The sequence below is a fragment of the Janthinobacterium sp. UMAB-60 genome, assembly GCF_900095235.1.
Classification (GTDB): Bacteria; Pseudomonadota; Gammaproteobacteria; order Burkholderiales; family Burkholderiaceae_D; genus Janthinobacterium.
The window spans coordinates 460,824-482,607 of the sequence record NZ_LT607482.1; the positions used below are offsets into that span (position 1 = coordinate 460,824).

At 64.5% G+C, this 21,784-nt stretch carries 16 protein-coding genes; 9 read left to right on the forward strand and 7 right to left on the reverse strand.

Features of this window, described 5'->3' with window-relative positions; translation table 11 throughout:
- Positions 1–7: 7 nt before the first annotated feature.
- The 3 genes from K0F86_RS02095 to K0F86_RS02105 are packed head-to-tail and all read right to left on the reverse strand — an operon-like array spanning position 8 to position 5,529.
- Positions 8–1,810 carry a J domain-containing protein gene (locus K0F86_RS02095; RefSeq protein WP_219132716.1) on the reverse strand — a complete coding sequence of 601 codons (1,803 nt, stop codon included), beginning with the start codon at positions 1,808–1,810 and terminating at the stop codon, positions 8–10.
- 12 nt (positions 1,811–1,822) lie between these two features.
- The gene (locus K0F86_RS02100) at positions 1,823–3,532 is read right to left on the reverse strand and encodes a molecular chaperone HscC (RefSeq protein WP_306823171.1); all 1,710 of its coding nucleotides are present in this window, start codon (positions 3,530–3,532) and stop codon (positions 1,823–1,825) included.
- Complete coding sequence (locus K0F86_RS02105) at positions 3,532–5,529, reverse strand: DNA topoisomerase IV subunit B (RefSeq protein ID WP_219132717.1); 1,998 nt, start codon at positions 5,527–5,529, stop codon at positions 3,532–3,534. The genes K0F86_RS02100 and K0F86_RS02105 overlap by 1 nt, the downstream gene beginning before the upstream one ends.
- A gap of 463 nt (positions 5,530–5,992) precedes the next feature.
- On the opposite strand from K0F86_RS02105, the gene kdpF reads away from it, so the two are divergent.
- The 7 genes from kdpF (at position 5,993) to K0F86_RS02140 (ending at position 15,082) form a co-directional block, all read left to right on the forward strand.
- Positions 5,993–6,082, forward strand: coding sequence for a K(+)-transporting ATPase subunit F (gene kdpF / locus K0F86_RS02110; RefSeq protein ID WP_034746483.1), 90 nt, complete (start codon positions 5,993–5,995; stop codon positions 6,080–6,082).
- Positions 6,082–7,887 carry a potassium-transporting ATPase subunit KdpA gene (kdpA, locus tag K0F86_RS02115; protein ID WP_219132718.1) on the forward strand — a complete coding sequence of 602 codons (1,806 nt, stop codon included), beginning with the start codon at positions 6,082–6,084 and terminating at the stop codon, positions 7,885–7,887. Before kdpF ends, kdpA begins: the two co-directional genes overlap by 1 nt.
- Positions 7,888–7,896: 9 nt before the next feature.
- The gene (gene kdpB / locus K0F86_RS02120; RefSeq protein WP_219132719.1) at positions 7,897–9,975 is read left to right on the forward strand and encodes a potassium-transporting ATPase subunit KdpB; all 2,079 of its coding nucleotides are present in this window, start codon (positions 7,897–7,899) and stop codon (positions 9,973–9,975) included.
- A gap of 10 nt (positions 9,976–9,985) precedes the next feature.
- Positions 9,986–10,561: a potassium-transporting ATPase subunit KdpC gene (gene kdpC, locus K0F86_RS02125; protein ID WP_219132720.1), complete on the forward strand. Its 576-nt coding sequence runs from the start codon at positions 9,986–9,988 to the stop codon at positions 10,559–10,561.
- A gap of 205 nt (positions 10,562–10,766) precedes the next feature.
- Entirely contained in the window at positions 10,767–13,508 is a 2,742-nt protein-coding gene (locus tag K0F86_RS02130; protein WP_219132721.1) for a DUF4118 domain-containing protein, read from the forward strand.
- Entirely contained in the window at positions 13,505–14,203 is a 699-nt protein-coding gene (kdpE, locus tag K0F86_RS02135) for a two-component system response regulator KdpE (RefSeq protein ID WP_071075474.1), read from the forward strand. Before K0F86_RS02130 ends, kdpE begins: the two co-directional genes overlap by 4 nt.
- Before the next feature lie 132 nt (positions 14,204–14,335).
- Positions 14,336–15,082 carry a TorF family putative porin gene (locus K0F86_RS02140; RefSeq protein WP_219132722.1) on the forward strand — a complete coding sequence of 249 codons (747 nt, stop codon included), beginning with the start codon at positions 14,336–14,338 and terminating at the stop codon, positions 15,080–15,082.
- Between the two features lie 56 nt (positions 15,083–15,138).
- Here K0F86_RS02140 and K0F86_RS02145 read toward each other — a convergent pair whose 3' ends face one another.
- Genes K0F86_RS02145 through K0F86_RS02155 form a run of 3 tightly spaced genes read right to left on the reverse strand, consistent with a single transcriptional unit; the run spans position 15,139 to position 16,986 of the window.
- Positions 15,139–15,648 (reverse strand): cobyrinic acid ac-diamide synthase, encoded by a 510-nt coding sequence (locus K0F86_RS02145; protein WP_257571948.1) that lies wholly within the window; start codon positions 15,646–15,648, stop codon positions 15,139–15,141.
- 10 nt (positions 15,649–15,658) lie between these two features.
- A complete protein-coding gene (gene dapA, locus K0F86_RS02150) occupies positions 15,659–16,690 on the reverse strand; it encodes a 4-hydroxy-tetrahydrodipicolinate synthase (RefSeq protein ID WP_219132724.1) in 1,032 nt (343 codons plus the stop codon).
- Positions 16,687–16,986: a hypothetical protein gene (locus K0F86_RS02155; protein ID WP_257571949.1), complete on the reverse strand. Its 300-nt coding sequence runs from the start codon at positions 16,984–16,986 to the stop codon at positions 16,687–16,689. Before K0F86_RS02155 ends, dapA begins: the two co-directional genes overlap by 4 nt.
- 220 nt (positions 16,987–17,206) lie before the next feature.
- On the opposite strand from K0F86_RS02155, the gene K0F86_RS02160 reads away from it, so the two are divergent.
- Positions 17,207–18,208 (forward strand): gamma-glutamyl-gamma-aminobutyrate hydrolase family protein, encoded by a 1,002-nt coding sequence (locus K0F86_RS02160; protein ID WP_219132725.1) that lies wholly within the window; start codon positions 17,207–17,209, stop codon positions 18,206–18,208.
- Positions 18,205–19,284: an alginate lyase family protein gene (locus K0F86_RS02165; protein WP_219132726.1), complete on the forward strand. Its 1,080-nt coding sequence runs from the start codon at positions 18,205–18,207 to the stop codon at positions 19,282–19,284. The genes K0F86_RS02160 and K0F86_RS02165 overlap by 4 nt, the downstream gene beginning before the upstream one ends.
- Positions 19,285–19,297: 13 nt before the next feature.
- On the opposite strand, the gene K0F86_RS02170 is transcribed toward K0F86_RS02165, so the two are convergent.
- Positions 19,298–21,775, reverse strand: coding sequence for a TonB-dependent receptor (locus K0F86_RS02170; protein WP_219132727.1), 2,478 nt, complete (start codon positions 21,773–21,775; stop codon positions 19,298–19,300).
- Positions 21,776–21,784 lie beyond the last annotated feature (9 nt).

A 21,784-nucleotide genomic window follows, 5' to 3' on the forward strand; every position in this document is an offset into this window, starting at 1 on the left:
GGGCTGATTATGACAGCCTGGACTTGGAAAAGGACTTGCCGTACGTCAGATACATATAGCGCAAGGTCAGATACAGCACGGCCACGGCCAGCTCGACGCTGTTATGCATCATCGGCATGGCGCGGATGGACGGGGCGTGGCCGGCCAGCACGAAGCTGGCGAGGGACGGCACCAGCACCACCGGCCAGATCGTCTTCCATTTGAAATCGGTGGGGGAAAACAGCAAGCCGGCACACGACCAGGCATACAGCGCGGCGCCGACGAGGGCGGCCGGCAGCTGCTGCACATACAGTAGCGACAGCAAGCCCGCGCAGCCGATCAGCCATGCCGCGCGCAGGCGGGGCAAGAGCGCCTCGGGGAAGCCGCAATCGCCATACAGGCCGGTGGCGGTGCGCAGGGCTAGCATGATCAGGCAGAACATCAGCGGCGCGCTATTGCCGATGGCGAGGGCGGCGGAGCCTGCGCCGCTCAAAAACATGCCGACGAACAGCGACGCGATCACCGTCAGGACCATCAGCATGCCATTCATCAGCTGGCGGTTCATCGCATAAGCGATCAGAGCCGACGCGCACAGACCGGCCGAGGTGATGAGGCGCACGCTGTCATGCCATGCTGGCAGGAATAGAAGCAAGGCCAGCAGCACATATGGCGCGATCCAGGCCAGGTGCAGCAGGCCGGGACGCGCTTGCAGCACGGGCAGGCGCCGCTGCAGCGTTTCCTGCAGCGTTTCCTGCAGCGACTCCAGCTGCGTGAACAGCGGTGCGGGCCAGCGCAGGGCGTGCATGGCAAGCAGGGCAAAGGCTAGTGCCTGGAATCCCAGCAGGCTGGCATAGGCGGCCGCGTCGCCGAGCTTGAAGCCGGCCGCATCGAGCACACCCGCGAGCATGAAGTGCAGTACGAATCCCAGGCCAAACGAGGCGAGCGCCGTCTGCTTGAAGTAGCGTTTGGAGAGGATCGCCTGCTCCCATTGCGCGAATAGATCCGTATCGAGTTTATACGCCAGCATTTCAGCATGCTGCCAGCGTATCGTCTGCAGCAGTTCGCGCAGCTGCAGGTTGAATTTTTGGTCGAACAGCTGGCGCGCATAGGCCGACGGTGCCTGCTGCGACATGATGCAGTCCAGGCCCGGGTAGCTGTCGCGGTTGTCGCTGAAATGGGCGAACGAGCGGTCGGCCCGGTAGCGCTGCACGGCGCTGCGCACCAGATCCGCGTGGCTGCGCGCCAGGTAGGAAAAATCGCGGTCCCAGCCCAGCTGCTCGAACAGGGCCTGGCGCAGCGACTGGTCATAGCCGGCGCCGGCGCAATAGCGCAGCGCGCACAGCTCGAATTCCTCGCGCACGTCGAGGTTCAGCAATTCTTCGCGCTCGAGGAAGCCGGGCAGCAGGGCGGCCCCGTTGCGGCGTCGCGACTGCTCCAGGAATGCCTGCCACAGGCTGGCCGCTTCCTGGACGGGATCGACGGCGACCACGCCCCATAGTTCCGGCGGCGCTGCGGGCTCCTGGGCTATGACGCCCCACAGTTCTGCGGACGGCTCCTGTGCGGGTTCGTCGATGACGCCCCACAGGTCGGCCGGTTCCATGGGCCGCGCTTCTGGTGCTTCGGCCGTTTGCGCTTCCGGCAGTTCCTCGGCAAACAGGTGCGCATGGCGCAGCGCGTACTCATACGCTTCGCGCAGCTCCTGGAAGGCGGCCGGATCGTCTTCGGGACGCGTCACCTTCAGGCGCTTCGCGTACGCGCGCTTGAGGGCGCGTTCGTCGCCCGTCGGCTCTGTGCCCAGGATTGCCCACAGGCTGCGCTGTCCGTTGTGCATGCCGCCGTCCATTTACAGGAAGCTCTCGCTCTCGACCTGACGCAACACTTCGTCGAGCGCCTGACGCGCCTTGCGGATGGTGTTCGGGTCCTGCGTTTCCAGCGCGGCCTGGAAATTGGCCGTGTGCGCCGCCAGGTACTGGCGCACGTCGCCCAGCGACTGTTCATACAGGCGGTCGGCGCGCGTGACCAGGGTGCGGTTTTCCATCTGTTCGCGCGGGTGGATCTTCAGGTCGGCCAGTTCCGCAAAGCGCTGCTCGATCTGTTCCGGCGTCATCACGCCCGCATTGTCGCTGATGATCATCTTGTGGCGTTCCTGCGTGGCCAGTACCGTCACTTCCGCTTCCAGCACGCCGCTGACGTCGTAGGTGAAGCGCACGTCGATGCCGATCTCACCCGCTTTTTTCGCGGGGATCGGGAAGCTGATCTTGCCGAGGAAGACGTTGTCGGCCACCAGGCGCGACTCGCCCTGGAAGATCGCCACGTTGATTTCCTTCTGGTTGTCGTGGATGGTGGTGATGTTTTCCGTGCGCGAGACGGGCACCACGGAGTTGCGCTCGATGATGGGCAGGTAATGCCCGCCCTCATACTGGTTCGCGCCGACCTGGCGCGAAATCGAAATGCCCAGCGAATACGGCGCCACGTCCGTCATGACCACTTCGTCGAGGGCCGCGTCGCGCATCTTCAGGCCCGCCTGCACGGCGGCGCCCAGCGCCACGGCTTCGTCCGGGTCCAGGTGGATGGCGGGGAAGCGGCCGAACATGCGCGAAACCAGTTTGCGCACCAGCGGCATGCGCGTGGCGCCGCCGGCCAGCACCACTTCATCGAGTTCCGCGGCGCGAATGGTGGCGTCGCGCAGCGCCCGTTCCACGGGCAGGCGCAGGCGCGCCAGCAGCGGTTCGCACAACTGCGCCAGTCTGTCTTCGCTGATCTCCCAGCTGTATTCCTTGTCCTGGTAGCGCGTGGCCATGCGCACGGATGGCTGCTCCGACAGCAGGCGCTTGACGCGTTCGGCTTCATCGCGCAGCAACTGCTGCTGGCGCGGGTCGAATAAACGGCTGCCGGCCGCGTCGCGCAAGCCGCTGCCGTCCAAAAAGGCGTCGACCAGCACCGTGACGAAGTCTTCGCCGCCCAAAAAATTGTCGCCGGCCGAGGCGCGCACTTCCATCACGCCTTCGAACAGCTCCAGGATCGACACGTCGAACGTGCCGCCGCCCAGGTCGAAGACGAGGAATTTGCTTTCCTGTTCCTTGTCGCGGATGCCGTAGGCCAGCGCGGCGGCCGTCGGCTCGTTCAGCAGCCGCTCCACGCGCAGGCCCGCCAGCTGGCCGGCGATGCGCGTGGCCTTGCGCTGCGCATCGCTGAAATACGCGGGCACGGTGATGATGGCTTCCTCGACCTTGTGACCCAAAAAGGCTTCGGCATCTTCCTTCAGCGCGCGCAGCACCATCGACGACAGTTCTTCCGGGCGGAATTGCTGCGTGCCGAGGGTGATCTTCTTTTCGCTGCCCATGTAGCGCTTGAAGACGGCCGCCGTCAGCTGCGGGTGCGTCTGCAGGCGTTCGCGCGCGGCGCGGCCCACCAGCACGCTGCCGTCGTCATCGATGCTGACGCACGACGGTGTCAGGTGCTCGCCCAGTGCATTCGGGATGATGGCAGCCTTGCCGTCGCGCCAGATGGCGACCAGGCTGTTGGTGGTGCCCAGGTCGATACCGATGATCATCAGATATCCGCCTCCGCCTCATTGCCGTGTTCCTCGATCCAGGCGCGGCGTCCTGCCGCTTCGCCCTTGCCCATCAACATGTTGAAGCGCGCGGAGGAAGTCATGTGGTCGATTTCGCCCAGAGTCACGGGCAGCAGGCGGCGCGTGTCCGGGTTCATCGTCGTTTCCCACAGCTGCTCGGCGTTCATCTCGCCCAGGCCCTTGAAGCGCGAGATCGACCAGGCGCCCTGTTTCACGCCTTCCTTGCGCAGCTTGTCCTCGATGGCGACCAGTTCGCCGTCGTCGAGCGCATAGATTTTCTGCATCGGCTTCTTGCCGCGCGCCGGCGCGTCCACGCGGTACAGGGGCGGGCGGGCGATGCAGATATGGCCCTTGTTGATCAGGGCCGGGAAGTGCTTGAAGAACAAGGTCAGCAGCAGTACCTGGATGTGCGAGCCGTCCACGTCCGCATCCGACAGGATGCAGATCTTGCCGTAGCGCAGGCCGGACAGATCGGGCGAGTCGCCCACGCCGTGCGGATCGACGCCGATGGCCACCGCGATGTCGTGGATCTCGTTATTCGCGAACAGGCGGTCGCGGTCCGTCTCCCACGAGTTCAACACCTTGCCGCGCAGCGGTAAAATCGCCTGGAATTCCTTGTCGCGGCCCATCTTGGCCGAACCGCCCGCCGAGTCGCCCTCGACGAGGAACAGTTCATTGCGTGCGATGTCCGACGATTCGCAGTCGGTCAGTTTGCCGGGTAACACGGCCACGCCCGAGGATTTTTTCTTTTCCACTTTTTGCAGCGAGCGCTGGCGCGACTGCGCCTGCTTGATCACCAGATCGGCCAGCTTCTTGCCATAGTCGACGTGCTGGTTCAGCCACAGTTCCAGCGGCGGCTTGGTGAAGGTCGAGACCAGGCGCACGGCGTCGCGCGAGTTCAGGCGTTCCTTGATCTGGCCCTGGAATTGCGGGTCCAGCACCTTGGCCGACAGCACGAAGGAAGCGCGCGCAAACACGTCTTCCGGCAGCAATTTGACGCCTTTGGGCAGCAGCGAGTGCATTTCGACGAAGTTTTTCACGGCGCCGAACAGGCCGTCGCGCAAACCCGATTCGTGCGTGCCGCCATTCGAGGTGGGAATCAGGTTGACATACGATTCGCGCACGATGGCGCCTTCTTCCGTCCACGCCACCACCCAGGCCGCGCCTTCGCCTTCGGCAAAGCCTTCCGAGTCAGGCCCCGCGTACTGCGCGCCTTCGAACAGGGGAATCAGGGTTTCGCCATTCGATACCTGCGCCAGCGTTTCGGTCAGGTAGCCGCGCAAGCCTTCCGCGTACTGCCAGGTCTGCGTATCGCCCGTCTTCGCGTTGGTCAAGGTGACGGTGACGCCCGGCAGCAGCACGGCTTTCGAGCGCAGCAGCCGTTGCAGCTCCGTTTGCGAGATGTTCGGCGAATCAAAGTATTTTGCATCGGGCCAGGCGGTGACGCGCGTACCGGATTTTTTTCCGTCGCGCGGGGCGGGGCGGGAATTCAAGGGCTCGATCACGTCGCCATTCGCAAACACCATGTGATGCAAGCCGTTGCCGTCGCTTTCCTTGCGCCAGACGGTGATTTCCAGGCGCGTCGACAGCGCATTGGTGACGGACACGCCGACGCCATGCAGGCCGCCCGAGAACGCGTAGGCGCCGCCCGAACCCTTGTCGAACTTGCCGCCCGCGTGCAGCCTTGTAAACACGATCTCCACCGTCGGTACGCCTTCTTCCGGGTGGATGCCGACGGGAATGCCGCGGCCATTGTCTTCGACGGTGATGCTGCCATCCGTATTTTGCGTGACGGCGATATGCGTGCAATGACCGCCCAGCGCCTCATCGGAGGCATTGTCGATCACTTCCTGAATGATGTGCAGCGGATTTTCAGTGCGGGTGTACATCCCCGGGCGCTGCTTGACGGGTTCCAGTCCTTTCAGGACACGGATGGATGATTCGCTGTAGTCGGATGCTGGTTTTTTAGTGGCCATACGTGTTCAAGCTAAGTAAAGACAGTGGTTGGAACGCCAGGCCGGGGCACTGCGGGGCGCAGTGACAACGGCGGCGATAACTGTATGAATATACAGTATATTCCGTCCAGCGTCACTGGCAGAGGGCAGTGCGGCAGGCTTGGCGTCCTTGTGCGGACGCTCGCGCATTCTATCTTGTCCAGCGAGCAATAGCGCTACTCCAGGGCAACAACAGTGCGCCGTGCGCGTGGTTTGGCGCCCATTGTGGACGATTTTATGCGGTAAAGCCGCCGTTTTTACATCTTGTTTACAAGCACCTCCCCAGTCTTTACGAATTTTTTAGACCCTTTTGGCTAATCTGCTCACTATCAAAACAAACCTGAATGAGGGTGGGAATGGATATCGTGTATCTCGGCTTGATTGCCGTTTTTTTCGTCGTGGCGGCCGGATTTGCCGTCGCCTGCGACAAATTAGGGAGCGTCAAATGAACGCGTTTTATGTGCTGGGCGCCGTGGTCTCGGCTGGCCTGCTCGTGTACCTGCTGGTGGCGCTGCTGAAGGCGGAGGAACTGTGATGACGACGCAATCGATATTGCTGCTGGTGGCCTTCCTGGCCGTACTGCTGGCCGCCGGCTATCCGCTGGGCCTGTATATGGCCAGGGTGGCCGGCGACGGCCCCGTGCGCGGCCTGGGCTGGCTGCAAAAGCTGGAAAACCTGCTGTACCGCTGGTCGGGCCTGCCCGCCGACAAGGCCATGGGCTGGAAAAGCTATGCCATCGCCCTGATCGTGTTCAACACGGTGGGCGCCGTTTTCGTGTACGGCCTGCAGCGCCTGCAGGGCTTCTTGCCCCTCAATCCACAGGGCCTGGGCGCCGTCAGCCCCGATTCCTCGTTCAATACCACCGTCAGCTTCGTCGCCAATACGAACTGGCAGGGCTACGGCGGCGAGCAGACCATGAGCTACCTGACCCAGATGCTGGGCATGGCATGCCAGAACTTCTTTTCGGCGGCCACCGGCATCGCCGTGATCTTCGCGCTGGTGCGTGGTTTCGCCTCGCGCTCGGGCAAGTCGATCGGCAATTTCTGGGTCGACCTGGTGCGTTCCACGCTGTACATCCTGCTGCCGCTGTCGCTGGCCCTGTCCGTCGTCTTCATGGGCGAAGGCATGATCCAGAATTTTTCCGCTTACAAGGAAGTGACCCTGCTCGACCACGTGGCGTATGAAACGCCGAAAGTGACGGCCGACGGCCAGCCAGTGCTGGATACGGCCGGCAAACCCGTGATGGAAGCGCAAGTGGCAACCACGCAGACGATCGCCATGGGTCCCGTCGCTTCGCAGGAATCGATCAAGCTGCTGGGCACGAATGGCGGCGGCTTCTTCAATGCCAATTCATCGCACCCGTATGAAAATCCGACCGTGCTGTCGAACTTCCTGCAGATGCTGGCCATCTTCATCATTCCCGCCGGCCTGTGCTTCACCTTTGGCCGCATGGTGGGCGACCTGCGCCAGGGCTGGGCCGTGCTGGCCGCCATGACCCTGATCTTTGTCGTCATGACGGCCGGCGTGATGAGCGCCGAGCAGCAAGCCAATCCGGCGCTGCAGGCGCTGGGCGTGGACCAGCAGGCCAGCAGCCTGCAATCGGGCGGCAATATGGAAGGCAAGGAAACGCGCTTCGGCATCAGCTCCTCGACCCTGTTCGCGGCGGTGACGACGGCGGCATCGTGCGGCGCCGTCAATTCCATGCACGACTCCTACATGCCCTTGGGCGGCATGGTGCCGCTGCTGCTGATGCAATTCGGCGAAGTGATTTTCGGCGGCGTGGGCACGGGCCTGTACGGCATGCTGATGTTCGCCATCCTGGCCGTCTTCATCGCCGGCCTGATGATAGGCCGCACGCCTGAATACCTGGGCAAAAAAATCCAGGCCTATGAAATGAAGATGGTGTCGCTGGCCATCCTGATTACGCCAGCCCTGGTATTGACGGGCACGGCGATCGCCGTGATGGTCGAACCGGGCAAGATCGGCGTGGCCAATCCGGGCGCGCACGGTTTTTCGGAGATCCTGTACGCCTTCACGTCAGCGGCCAACAACAACGGCAGCGCGTTTGCCGGCCTGTCCGCCAACACGCCGTTCTACAACGTGATGCTGGCGATCGCCATGTGGTTCGGCCGCTTCGGCGTGATCGTGCCCGTGCTGGCGGTGGCCGGTTCGCTGGCGGCCAAGCAGCGCCTGTCGGCCAACGCCGGCACCATGCCCACGCACGGCCCCATGTTCATCGGCCTGCTGATCGGCGTGGTGGTGCTGGTCGGCGTGCTCAATTACGTTCCCGCGCTGGCCCTGGGCCCGATCGTCGAACACCTGCAACTTTTTACAAAATAAGAGGCTACCATGTCACGCACAAGCCTGACCTTGTTCGATTCCGCATTGATTGGCCCCGCCATCGTCGATGCGTTCAAAAAACTTGACCCCCGCACGCAGTGGCGCAGCCCCGTGATGTTCGTCGTCTATGTCGGCAGCATCATCACGACGCTGCTGGCCATCCAGGCCCTGAACGGCCAGGGTGAAGCGCCGTTCGGCTTCATCATCGCCGTCGCCGTGTGGCTGTGGTTTACCGTGCTGTTTGCGAACTTCGCCGAAGCGCTGGCCGAAGGCCGCAGCAAGGCCCAGGCGGCCTCGCTGCGCGCCCTGAAGCAGACGGTGATGGCAAAGAAAATGCAAACGCCGAAGTACGGCACCTCCTGGCTGCCGACCCCGGCCACCGACCTGCGCAAGGGCATGACGGTGCTGGTCGAGGCGGGTGACGTGATTCCCGCCGACGGCGAAGTGACGGCCGGCGTGGCCTCCGTCGACGAAAGCGCCATCACGGGCGAATCGGCGCCGGTGATCCGCGAATCGGGCGGCGACTTTTCGGCCGTCACGGGCGGTACCCGCGTGCTGTCGGACTGGTTGCTGGTGCGCGTTTCCGTCAACCCCGGCGAAGCCTTTATCGACCGCATGATCGCCATGGTCGAAGGCGCCAAGCGCCAGAAGACGCCGAACGAGATCGCCCTGACGATCCTGCTGGTGGCCTTGTCGATCGTGTTCCTGATCGTCACCGTGACCTTGCTGCCGTATTCGCTGTTTTCCGTCGCGGCGGCCGGCAGCGGCACGCCGGTCACCATCACCGTGCTGATCGCGCTGCTGGTGTGTCTGATTCCGACCACCATCGGCGGTTTGCTGTCCGCCATCGGCGTGGCCGGCATGAGCCGCATGATGCAGGCCAATGTGATCGCCACCTCGGGCCGCGCCGTGGAAGCGGCCGGTGACGTGGACGTGCTGCTGCTCGATAAAACGGGCACCATCACCCTGGGCAACCGTCAGGCCTCGACCTTTGTGCCGGCGCCCGGCGTGACGGAGCAGCAGCTGGCCGACGCGGCGCAACTGGCCTCGCTGGCCGATGAAACGCCGGAAGGTCGCAGCATCGTCGTGCTGGCCAAGCAGAAGTTCAACATCCGCGAACGCGAGATGGCCAGCCTGCACGCCACCTTCGTGCCCTTCACGGCGCAAACGCGCATGAGCGGCGTGGATATCCCTGGCGATCAGCTGGTGCGCCAGTTGCGCAAGGGCGCGGCCGATTCCATGAAAAAGTATGTGGAAGCGCTGGGCCAGCCGTATCCGGCCGAGGTGGCGCGCGCCGTCGACGATATCGCGCGCCGCGGCAGCACGCCGCTGGTGGTGGTCGATGATGGCCGCGTCATGGGTGTCGTGGAACTGAAGGATATCGTCAAGGGCGGCATCAAGGAGCGTTTTGCGGAACTGCGCCGCATGGGCATCAAGACCGTCATGATCACGGGCGACAACAAGCTGACGGCTGCGGCCATCGCCGCCGAGGCTGGCGTGGACGATTTTCTTGCCGAAGCGACGCCGGAAGACAAGCTGAAACTCATCCGCAGCTACCAGTCCGAAGGCCGCCTGGTGGCGATGACGGGCGACGGCACCAACGATGCCCCGGCGCTGGCGCAGGCCGACGTGGCCGTGGCCATGAATTCGGGCACGCAGGCGGCGAAAGAGGCGGGCAATATGGTCGACCTGGATTCGAATCCGACCAAGCTGCTGGAAATCGTTGAAATCGGCAAGCAGATGCTGATGACGCGCGGTTCGCTGACGACGTTCTCGATTTCGAACGACATCGCCAAGTACTTCGCCATCATCCCGGCGGCGTTCGTGGGCACCTATCCGCAGTTGAAGGCGCTCGACATCATGCACTTGTCCAGCCCCGCGTCGGCCATCATGTCGGCCGTGATCTTCAATGCCTTGATCATTGTCGTGCTGATCCCGCTGGCGCTGAAAGGCGTGCAGTACCGGGCCATCGGCGCGGCCAGCCTGTTGCGCCGCAATCTGCTGATCTACGGCCTGGGCGGCATCATCCTGCCCTTCATCGGGATCAAGCTGATCGACATGCTGCTGTCCGCACTCAATTTAGTCTAAAGGAACCATCATGAGCACTATCGTACGTCCCGCCCTGGTCCTGTTTGCCGCGCTGACCGTGATCTGCGGCGTGGTCTATCCGTTTGCCACGGCCGGCATCGGACAGCTGGCTTTCAACGATGAAGCCAACGGCAGCATCGTCGAGCGTGGTGGCAAGCCCGTCGGCTCGATGCTGATCGGCCAGTCCTTCACCTCGCCCAAGTATTTCTGGGGCCGGCCATCGGCCACCGCGCCGATGGCGAACAATGGCGCCGGTTCGGGCGGCTCGAACCAGGGACCGAGCAATCCGGCCCTGGTGGACGCCGTCAAGGCGCGCATCGCGGCCCTGAAGGAAGCTGATCCCGGCAATACGCGCGCCATTCCCGTCGACCTGGTGACGGCGTCGAGCAGCGGCCTGGACCCGGAAATCAGCCTGGCGGCAGCCCTGTACCAGGCGCCGCGCGTGGCCCGCGTGCGCGCAGTGCCGCTGGCGCAGGTGGAAAACGCCATCGCCAAGTTGCAGAAAACCGCGTATATCGGCTTTTTCGGCGAACCGCGGGTGAATGTGCTGGAACTGAATCTGGCGCTCGATGCCATGGCAAAGTAAGCTGGCAACGGTGCGTAGGTCGGCAAACGTTGGCCTGGATCGGCGTAGGTCGGCTTAGCGCAGCGTAAGCCGACACCACCACCAGCCAGGCCAACAATGTCGTCGGATTACGCGCAAGCGCTAATCCGACCTACGTGCTTACGTCGCCGCTTGACGCCACGGCAAAATAACAAGATAGCATTACGCAAGAAGATTAAAATACAACATGCTCCCCAACGACAGCCAACGCCCCGACCCTGATGCCCTGCTGGCGCAAGTGCAGGCGCAGGAAAAGAAAGCCGCGCGCGGCCGGCTGCGCATTTACTTCGGCGCCTCGGCCGGCGTCGGCAAGACCTATGCGATGCTGGCGGCCGCCCGCAAACTGCTGGCCGATGGCCAGGATCTGCTGGTGGGCGTTGTGGAGACGCATGGGCGCCAGGATACGGCGGCCCAGCTGGACGGCTTGCCCGTGCTGCCCCTGAAGGCCATCGAGTACCGGGGCAAGACCTTGTTCGAGTTCGACCTGGACGAGGCCCTGTTGCGGGCGCCGTCGCTGATACTGATGGATGAACTGGCCCATTCGAACGTGGCGGGATCGCGCCATCCGAAGCGCTGGCAGGATGTCGAGGAATTGCTGGCGGCCGGCATCGATGTGCTGTCGACCGTGAATGTGCAGCACCTGGAAAGCCTCAACGACGTGGTGGGGGGGATTACCGGCGTGCGCGTGGCCGAAACCCTGCCCGACACGGTGTTCGACCGCGCCGATGAAGTGGTGCTGGTCGATATCCCCGCCGACGAACTGCTGCGCCGCCTGAAACAGGGCAAGGTGTATCAGCCGCTGCAGGCCGAGCGGGCGTCGCAGCATTTTTTCCGCAAGGGTAACCTGATCGCCCTGCGCGAACTGGCCTTGCGCCGCACGGCGGACCGGGTGCAGGACGACGTGCAGGCATACCGCGTCGAGAAATCCATCAATCCCGTGTGGAAGACGGGCGCCGCGCTGCTGGCCTGCGTGGGACCGCACGCGGGGGGCGAACACGTGATCCGCAGCACGGCGCGCCTGGCCAGCCAGCTGAACGCGGAATGGCACGCACTGTACGTGGAAACACCACGCCTGCAGCACCTGCCGGCACGCGAGCGCGAACGCATCCTGAAAACGCTGAAACTGGCGCAGGACCTGGGCGCGCGCACGGCCATTGTGCCGTCCGCCGACATCGCCGGCGCCGTCGTCGAGTATGCGCGCAATGCGAATATCTCGAAAGTCATCGTGGGCCGTGGCCGCGCCAGCGTACTGGCGCGCCTGTGGCAGGCGCCGCCGTCCGTGCGCATGGCCAGTCTGGCGCCCGATATCGATTTGATCGAGGTCGGCTTGCCACCAGCCGATGCGGCGCTGCGGCGCGCGGCGGGCGACGATGCGCAGGCGCCGCGCCGGCCATCGCGCCATTGGCGTTACCTGCTGGCCGCCGGTGCCAGCCTGGGCACGGCCCTCGCCTCGGTGCCCCTGCAACCCTACCTGGACCTGGCCAATATCGCCATGCTGTCGTTGTTGACGGTGGTGCTGGTGGCCGTGCGCCTGGGACGCGGACCGGCGGCGCTGGCCAGCCTGGTGGGCGTGGCCTGCTTCGATTTCATCTTCGTGCCGCCCCGTTTCTCGTTTGCCGTAGGCGATTTTCAGTACGTGATCACCTTTGGCGTGATGCTGGCCGTGGGCCTGATCACGGGCCACCTGACGGCCGGCCTGCGTTTCCAGGCGCGCGTGGCCTCGCACCGTGAAGCGCGCGCCCGCGCCCTGTATGAGTTTTCGCGTGAATTGTCCGGCGTGCTGCAGACGGAGCAGATTTTCGACATCACGAAAAGCGCCATCGAGCGGGCTTTTCGCGCGCGCGCCACCTTGCTTTTGCCTGATGACGAGGGCAGTTTGCAGACCCCGAACGGCGGCGAACCGCTCGACATCGGCATCGCGCAGTGGGCCTTCGACCATGCGCAGGCGGCGGGGACGGGCACGGATACCTTGCCGGCTTCGCCCATTTTCTACCTGCCGCTGATCGCGCCGATGCGCACGCGGGGCGTGCTGGCGCTGTTGCCGCTGGAGGCGCCAACGCACGGGCGCTGGCTGCTGGTGCCGGAACAGCGCCAGCACCTCGATACCTTTGCCGCCCTGGCGGCCATCGCCCTCGAACGCGTGCACTACATCGACGTGGCCCAGGGCGCGCTGCTGCAGATGGAGTCAGAGCGGCTGCGCAATTCGCTGCTGGCGGCCCTGTCGCACGACTTGCGCACGCCATTGACGTCGCTGGTGGGACTGGCCGAGTCGCTGGCCCTGTCCCGGCCCGCGTTGTCGCCCGCGCAGCTGGACATGGCGCGCTCGCTGCAGTCCGAAACCGTGCGCATGAGCGCCCTGGTGGCGAACTTGCTGGACATGGCGCGCATCGAAAGCGGGCAGGTGCGCCTGAACCTGCAATGGCAGGCACTGGAAGAAGTGGTGGGCAGCGCGCTGCGCGCCAGCGGCCCGCAATTGCAGCAGCATGCCGTGCAGACGCAGCTGGCGCCGGATTTGCCGCTGGTGCGCTACGACGCCGTGCTGATCGAGCGCGTGCTGTGCAACCTGCTGGAAAACGCGGCCAAGTACACGCCGCCCGGCAGCACCATCACGGTCGCGGCCGGGGTGCACGGCCAGTTTTTGCAGGTGAGGGTGGCTGATGATGGTCCGGGCCTGCCGCCCGGCCGCGAAGAGGCCATCTTTGAAAAATTCACGCGCGGCGAGCGCGAATCGAACAAGCCGGGCGTCGGACTGGGGCTGGCCATTTGCCGCGCCATCGTCGAAGCCCACGGCGGCACCATCCACGCGCAGCCGCACGCGCCGGGACAGGGCGCCGCCATCGTCTTCAGCCTGCCGCTGGGCACGCCCCCTGCGCCTCCAGAGATCGAGCTTGATGACGCCAACGACCATGAAACAGGAAAACCATCATGAACGAACCTTCCGCCACCGCCTTGCTGGTCGAGGATGAACCGCAAATCCGCCGCTTCGTGCGCGCCGCGCTGGAAGACGAGGGCTGGCAGATTTTCGAGTCCGCCACCATGCAGCGGGGCTTGATCGATGCCGGCACGCGCCGGCCCGACCTGATCGTGCTGGACCTGGGCTTGCCCGACGGCGACGGCATCGACTTCATCGCCGACATCCGAAAATGGTCGGCCGTGCCCATCATCGTGCTGTCGGCGCGGGTCGACGAAGAGGACAAGATCCGCGCACTGGACGCGGGCGCCGACGACTATCTCACCAAGCCGTTCGGCGTGGGCGAGCTGCTGGCCCGCGTACGGGCCACCCTGCGCCGCCAGCGCCAGCCCGCCGCCAGCGACGATGGCGTGGTGCAGTTCGGCGACGTGCGGGTTGACCTGAAGGACCGTCTGGTGACGCGCAACAAGCAACTGGTGCACATGACGCCGACGGAATTTCGCTTGCTCTCGGTGCTCGTGAAGAACGCTGGCAGGGTGGTCACCAATCCGCAGCTGCTGCGTGAAGTGTGGGGGCCGTCGAACAGCGAAAACGGCCACTACCTGCGCATCTACATGGGCCATCTGCGCCAGAAGCTGGAAGCCGATCCGGCCCAGCCGCAGTATCTGCTGACGGAAACGGCCGTCGGCTACCGGCTGCTGCTGCCGCTCTAATACCTGTGAATCCCCTGTTGGAAAACAGGCGCCGCGCGCGCCGGGGGGATGCTTTACTTTAAATTTTTGCAGCGGCGGGCCAGCTGCGCCATGTTGGCAAAGGCCCATACCACCCATGAAGAAGAAAAAACCATGAATAAAATGCTACTTGCACTTGCCGTCGCGACCGCCTTTACGGGCAGCCTGGTCCACGCGGAAGAGGCCAAGCCTGACAACGAAGTCAGTTTCAACGTGGCCGGCGTGTCCGACTACCGCTATCGCGGCATCTCGCAGACGCGCCTGAAGCCAGCGCTGCAGGGCGGCGTCGACTATGTCAACAATCCGACCGGCCTGTATGCGGGCGCCTGGGCTTCCACCATCAAGTGGACCAAGGATGCGGGCGGCAGCGGCGACGTGGAAGTGGACCTGTATGCGGGCAAGCGCGGCCAGCTGACCAGTGATATCGGTTACGACGTGGGCGTGCTGGCGTATGTGTATGCGGACAACGGCTTGAAGAATATCGGCCTGGCCAACGCGGACACGCAGGAAGTCTACGGCCAGCTGTCGTACGGCCCTGCCTATATCAAGTATTCGCACGCCGTCTCCAACCTGTTCGGTATCGTCAACAGCAAGAACAGCGGCTACCTGGACATCGGCGCGAATATCGACCTGACGAATGGCTGGACCGGCAACCTGCACGCGGGCCACCAGAAGGTCAAAAACAATGATGCGGCTAGCTATACGGACTGGAAAGTGGGCGTCACGCGCGATTTCGGGTTTGTTTCGGGCGCGCTGGCCGTGATCGGCACGAACGCGGGCAAGTCGGCCTATGCCTCGCCAGTGAACGGCAAATTCATGGGCAAGACGGCGCTGCAGCTGACGGTCAGCAAGACGTTTTAATTGACGGAGATCAGAGGAGAGGCGGCGCATGCGCCGCCTTTTTTTTGCATGCCGAGCTAGGCTGGCAGGTTAAAGACGGCGCAATACAGCTGTCCCAGGCTGACCACGCGCGCGGCCGGAATCTGTGCGGCCAGGGCATGGGCGGGGGTCGCCTGCGTGTCCGTTGCCAGCAGGACGCGCAGGTCCGGATTGACGCTGCGCGCGTGCGCGATGCGGCGCGCCAGGCCAGCCTGCGCGGCGCCGTCCACGACGCCGTCGAGCGGCACCACCAGTACGCGCGCGGCGATCAGGGCCGAACGGCTGCCCATGGAGTCGCGGCCTTCGCTGTCGATGACGATGTCGTGGTAGCAGTGCACCAGGTGTTCCAGCTCCGGCTGCAAGCCCTTGGCGCTGATGGCGCGCGCCATCAGGCGCGGCCGCGTCAGGCTGCCATGTTTGGCCCCATCGTGCATATTCCTGGCCTGCTCCATGGCTCCCTGGCGCGGATCGGCATCGAGCAGCAATACTTTGCGTCCGGCCAGCGCGCGCGAGGCGGCCAGCCGTCCGGCCAGGATGGATTTCTCCATCCCCCCGCGTTCATCCGTGATGGCGATGATCATCTTGGCGCACGGCTGGCATGATGTTGGCGGCGGAGACCAGCTGCAGCAGACAGCCTTCGCGCGGCGCGTCCCTGTCGCCGGCTGTCCATACGGGCAGTTCCATCAGGGGTTCGAGTGCTGCGGCCAGCTTGTGCTGGCCGGCGGACGACATCGGCGTCATCGGCAGGCGCAGCTCGTCGCGCACCTTGCCCTGCATGGCCAGCGCCGCCTTCACGGGGCCAGGATTGGGTTCGGCAAACAGCAGGCGGATGACGGGCAGCATGACCTTGAACAGGGCACCGGCGGCGCCGTGGCGGCCCTGCCTGACCAGGTGGTACAGCTGCGCATACAGGTCGGGGCGTATCTGGGCGGCGGCCGACATGGCGCCATGGCCGCCCATGGACAGGCTGGCCAGCAGCAGCGCATCGTCGCCGCACAGCACGTCCAGGCGCGTGTCGAGCAGCAGTTCGCCCAGTTGCTGCAGCTTGCCGCCCGCTTCCTTGATGGCGACGAAGTGCGAGTCGCGCGCCAGCAGCGCCGCCGTCTGCGGTTCGATATTGACCCCCGTGCGGGCCGGCACGTTGTACAGCACGATGGACTGGTCGGTGGCGGCGGCGATGGCCTCGAAGTGGCGCACGATGCCGTCCTGCGAAGGGCGTACATAGGACGGTGCCGAGATCAGCAGACCGGCCAGCGGATGGTCGTGATAGCGCTGTACCGTGGCGACGACGCTGCGCGTATCGCTGCCACCGATCCCCATCACGACGGGGAAGCGGGGACCGATGGCTTCGAGCACGCTATCGAGCAGCATGGTGTGTTCCGCGGCGCTCAGCATGGCCGCTTCGCCCGTGGTGCCGCACACGACCAGGCCATCGACGCCGCTGGCGGCCAGCTCGCAAGCGAGCTGCTGGGCGGCGTCGAGATCGAGTTCGCCGTCACGCAATGGCGTGACCATCGGCACCCAGATGCCCTGGAAGTGCGCGGTGATGCGCGATGAAGACATCGCCTGCTCGCAGGCATACTGGTTCATAGCGATTTCCCCTGGCTGATGCGGCCAAATTCCGCTGCCGGCAGCAGGCGCATGACGGCATCCATGGTCAGGCGCAAGGCCGGTTCCGTCACGCACAGCCAGACTTTCATGCGTTCGGCGTGGTCGACCGCCTCGACGCGCATGAACGACAGCATGCCGCCGCACGTCTTGACGACCAGCTGGCGCAGCTCGGCCAGGCAGGACTTGTCGACCGTGATATGCATGAGGAAAGTGGGCAGGCGGGGATGGCGGTGCGGCAGTGCTTGATGTGCAGACAGGCGTGAATGGGGTTCCATGGTGGCTTTGCAGCGGTGGTTGAGGTACGTTCAAGATTAGCAGCGGGGGCGTAAAGATTCTCTAAAAAGCCGCGCCTTTGGTGTAAACGGACTGTATGCAGTTTTACAGCCGGCGTGTTGCGTGGATGCGCCGCGCCTGTGCTTTTGTTACAAAATTGAATCGTGCTTTGGGAAGCAGGGGTTTATATTGAAAGCGTCTCCGCCTTCAGTCAGCCTTGCCATGTCAGACGAAAAAGATCCACAGCATCCCCCTTTCACCGATCCCGCGGCGCCAGCGCCGTCAAGGCCGGACCGCGTGGGCCGCCGGGCGCCCGATGATGAGCACCGCGCGCGCGATGCGGCGCCCCGTTACCTGAAGGATAACGACACGCCGCTGGCGCTGGCCTGGCGCGTGATCTCGTCGCGCTACCGCTCCATGCGCGACAAGGCCAGCCGCGATTTCATGCGGCGTACCCTGCGCATCGGCATCTCGGCGCGCATTTTCCACCCGGAGCCGGGTGCCACCGGCCTGCGCAGCAAGAACCTGCAATACCTGGAAGAGTCGATCGCGCAGTGGGTCATGTCGCGCGATGTGCTGGTGTTCATGATCCCGACCGTCAATACCAGTGGCCAGCTACACCCGAGCAATATCACCTTGCGCCACTATGCACGTCACCTCGACGGCCTGGTGCTGCAGGGCGGCGCCGACGTCTCGCCGCAGACGTATTCCGAGGCGGCCACGCGGCCCGAATGGAGCGGCGACCGCGCGCGCGACCTGTACGAACTGGAACTGCTGCACGAATTCGTCGATGCGGGCAAACCCGTGCTGGGTATTTGCCGCGGCTGCCAACTGATCAACGTGGGCTTTGGCGGCACCCTGTACCAGGACATCGCCTCGGACGTGGCAGGCGCGACTTCTCACGTCAACGACCTGTATGACCGCCACCGCCATACCATCGTCTTCCCGAAAGGCTCGTCGCTGGCGGGCATGTTTCCGAAGACGGGCGAGGCGCTCGTCAATTCCATCCACCACCAGTCGGTCAAGGACCTGGGGCGCGATATCACCGTGGAAGCGTATTCGCAGGGCGACAATATCGTCGAAGCCATCCGCTACCAGCGGGCGCGCTTCGTCATGGGCTTGCAATGGCACCCGGAATTCCATTCGGCGGGCGGCGTCGAACTGCTCGATTGCACCCCCATCCTTGATAATTTTTTGCGCGCGGCGCGGGAGACGCGGTTTTGAGTACGCATCTGATCCGCCGGCGCACCTTGCTGGCCGGCCTGCTGGCGCTGCCCCTGGCCGGCTTGCGCGCGGCGCCGCGCCCGCATGAGGGGGCGCTGCCGTTTGCGCTGACGTCCGCTGCGCGCGCCCGCACGCTCAAGGCGCGGGTGGCGCCGGCCATTGCCGAGCAGGTGGTCAAGGCGGCGCGCAAGGATGCGGCGCGGCCCGTGCACCTGATGGCCGAAGTGCGCACGGGCGGCTTGCTGAAGGGAGAAGGCGGACGCGAGACCAGCCAGCAGGCGCAGGAAGACTGGCGCCAGGCGCGCCTGCAGGCGCTGGCCTGGCGCTTGTCGGGAGAAATGCCGCATTTCGAAGCGGCGCGTCAGCTGCTGCTGGCCTGGAGCGGCGGCTATGCACCCTCGTTCAGCCCTGTCGACGAGACCGAGCTGGCCAGCCTGCTGATGGGCTTTGATCTGGTACAGGAGCGCTTGAGCGGCGTCGAGCGCGAGCAGGTACAGGCGTTTTGCCGCACTCTGGCGCACGGGTATCTGAGCGATCCCGTCAAGGTGGGCGGCCCGTCCACGGCGCGCAACAACTGGCATAGCCACCGCATCAAGATCGGCACGGCCGCCGCGTATGTCACGGGCGACGCCTTGCTGATCGCGCGCGCGAAGGAGCGCTTCCTGGCGCACGTGCCGCGCAATATCGGCGCCAGCGGCGTGCCCTTCGACTTCGAGCAGCGCGATGCCCTGCATTACACCACCTACAGCCTGGAGCCGTTGTTGACGACGGCCCTGATGGCGCAGGCGCATGGCGACGACTGGTATGGCGCGCCGGAAGCGCGGCGCCTGTCCGAGGCGCTGGCCTGGCTGGCGCCGTATGCGCAGGGTAGAAAGACGCACGAGGAATTCGCGAAAAGCGCCGTGCCCTTCGACCGCAAGCGCGTGGCGGCCGGCGAAAAAGGATTTACGGGGAATTGGGAGCCCGGGGGCGCCGCCAATGTGTACCTGCTGGCGGCGCGCTTCGACCCCGCTTACCTGCCGCTGGCGCTGGAGTTGCGCCCGCCAGCCTGGGCGCTGGCGCTGTACGGAACTTAGTCAGAACTTCGCGTTAAAACTTCGTGCGCACGGTGAACATCACATTGCGCGGTTCGCCGTAGAAGCCCGTCTGGAACAGGCCCAGTCCCGTGAAGTACTTCTTGTCGAGCAGGTTGTTCACGTTGAGGCTGGCCGTGACGTTCTTGCTGATTTCGTAGCGCGCCATCAGATTGACCAGCGCATAGCTGCCCTGCTTGATGCGCGAATAGTCCACGATGGCGGGGTTCCAGATATTGCCGTGGTAGCTGCTTTGCCAGTTGATGCCGCCACCGACGGTCAGCTTGTCCAGGCTGGCCGGCAGGCGCCATGTGCCCTGTACGCGCAGCAGGTGGGCAGGCTGCGTGGTTTGCAGCATGGTGGAAAAGACATCCTTGCCATCCGCGTCGCGCACGTGGGTGTAAGTATAGCCGGCGCTCAGCTTCACATCCTTCATCACTTCGCCCGTCACCTCCATTTCCACGCCGCGGCTGGTCACGCCGTCGATGGCTGTATACGCTTCTTCGCCGTTGACTTCGCCCACGGAGCTGGCCACGTTGCTTTGACGGATCTGGAACAGGGACGCGCTGGCATTGACCTTGCCATCCAAATACTCTGCCTTCACGCCTGCTTCAAAACCCTTGCCGCGCACGGGCGACAGAAAGTTGCGGTTCACGTCGCGGTTGCTCTGCGGTGCGAAGATGCTGGTGTAGCTGCCGAATACGGAATAGTTCTTGTCGAGGTCATACACGACGCCCGCATACGGCGTGATGACGTTATTTTCCTCGATGCGCGAGGTGATGCGCGCAGTCTTGGGGTCGAAGAAGCTGCGCTCCTGCTCCTGCTTGTAGTTGCTGACGCGCGCGCCGACGATAACGGACAAGGCATCGGCTGGCCGCAGGCGCACGGCGCCATACAGGCCGCTCTGGCGCGTGCTGTCGTTGTCGTTGCCCAGGCGGGTAAAAGCGGGTTCCGCATACTGGCCGCGCCAGTCAAAGTAACTGCCGTCCAGGGGCGGATAGACCGATTCGTAGACGGGGCCATCCTGCTTTGCCGTCGAGGTGGAGTAGCCGATCATCGCTTCATGCCGGCGGCCGAAGGCCGTAAATGGGCCGCTGGCGTCCACGTTGACGGTGCTCTGGCGGCGGTCGCCCTTGTATTTACCCATGAAGAAAAACGTGCCTGCGCCTGTGACAGGATCGGGATTGCCACCGCTGGCCGAACCGAGCACGCTGTCATGCTTGCTGCGCAGCTGGTTGGCGCTCAATTTCAGTTTCCACTCGTTGGCGAAACTGTGTTCGAGCGATGTGAACAGCGTGGTGTTCCGCATGTCGCGGCGGCTCCAGTCGGTGGCCGGATTCCACGAAGTGGGGAAATCCGTGCGGCTGCCGTCGGCAAACAGCACGGGGAAGCCCGTCCAGGTCGAGCCGCGCGGCTTGTAATCCTGGTGCGTGAAGCCGGCCGTCAGCAGGGTGACGGGTGTCAGGTCCGCCTCGATGATGCCGTAGGCGACGGATTTTTGCTGCTTGTAGCGGTCCAGGTACGAGTGCTTGTCCTGGTAGGCGCCCACCAGGCGGCCGCGTACCGTGCGGCTGTCGTTCAGGGGGCCGGAGATATCGGCTTCGCCGCGGTAGTTGTCCCACGATCCCGCGCCCAGGGTGGCCGAACCCTCGAAGCTGGCGGTGGGGCGCTTGCGCACCATGTTGACGGTGGCCGACGGGTCGCCCGAGCCGCTCATCAAGCCCGTCGCGCCCTTCAGTACTTCGATGCGGTCATAGATGGCCATGTCGCTGTTGGTCGTGCCCCAGTCGTACACGCCGTCATAGATGGCCGACACGCCGTCGTACTGGAAATTGGTGACGGCAAAGCCGCGCGCCTGGAAGCTCCAGCGGTCGCTGTCATAGTTTTGCACGCTCACGCCATTGACGTTTTTCATGACGTCGGAGACGGCGTTGCTGTTCTGGTCATCCATCTGCTGGCGCGTGACGATGGTCAGCGACTGCGGCGTTTCGCGCTGCGTCAGGGCCAGGCCCGTGGCGCCGCTGGCTGGCCCGCCCGTGTAGCTGTCCGTGCCGCTGGTGGCGGCGCTGCGCTCGGCCGCCGCCACCACGGTGACGCCGCTCATGACGGCCACGCCACGGCTGTCCGCCGTGGGAGTAGTCGCGCTGGCGCTGGCGGGGACCTTTTGCAGCAGGTAGCCGCCATTCGATTGCGGCACGGCTTGCAGGCCGCTGCCGGCCAGCAGCACGCGGAAACCGTCTTGTACGCCATAGCTGCCTTGCAGGCCGGCGCTGCGCAAGCCTTGCGTAGTGTCGCTGGAGAAGGACAGCAGGATGGCGCTGTCGCTGCCGAAACGCGTCAGCACGTCGCCGAGCGCGCCGGCCGGGATGCCATAGACGCGCACTTGCTGGCTTTGTGCCAGCGCTGGCGCCGGCAGGGCCAGGGCCATGCCGATCTGCGCCAGGGCGCAGGCCAGGACGGTGCGGGTAAGGAGGGAACGCGAAGCGTGGTGCATGGAATAAAA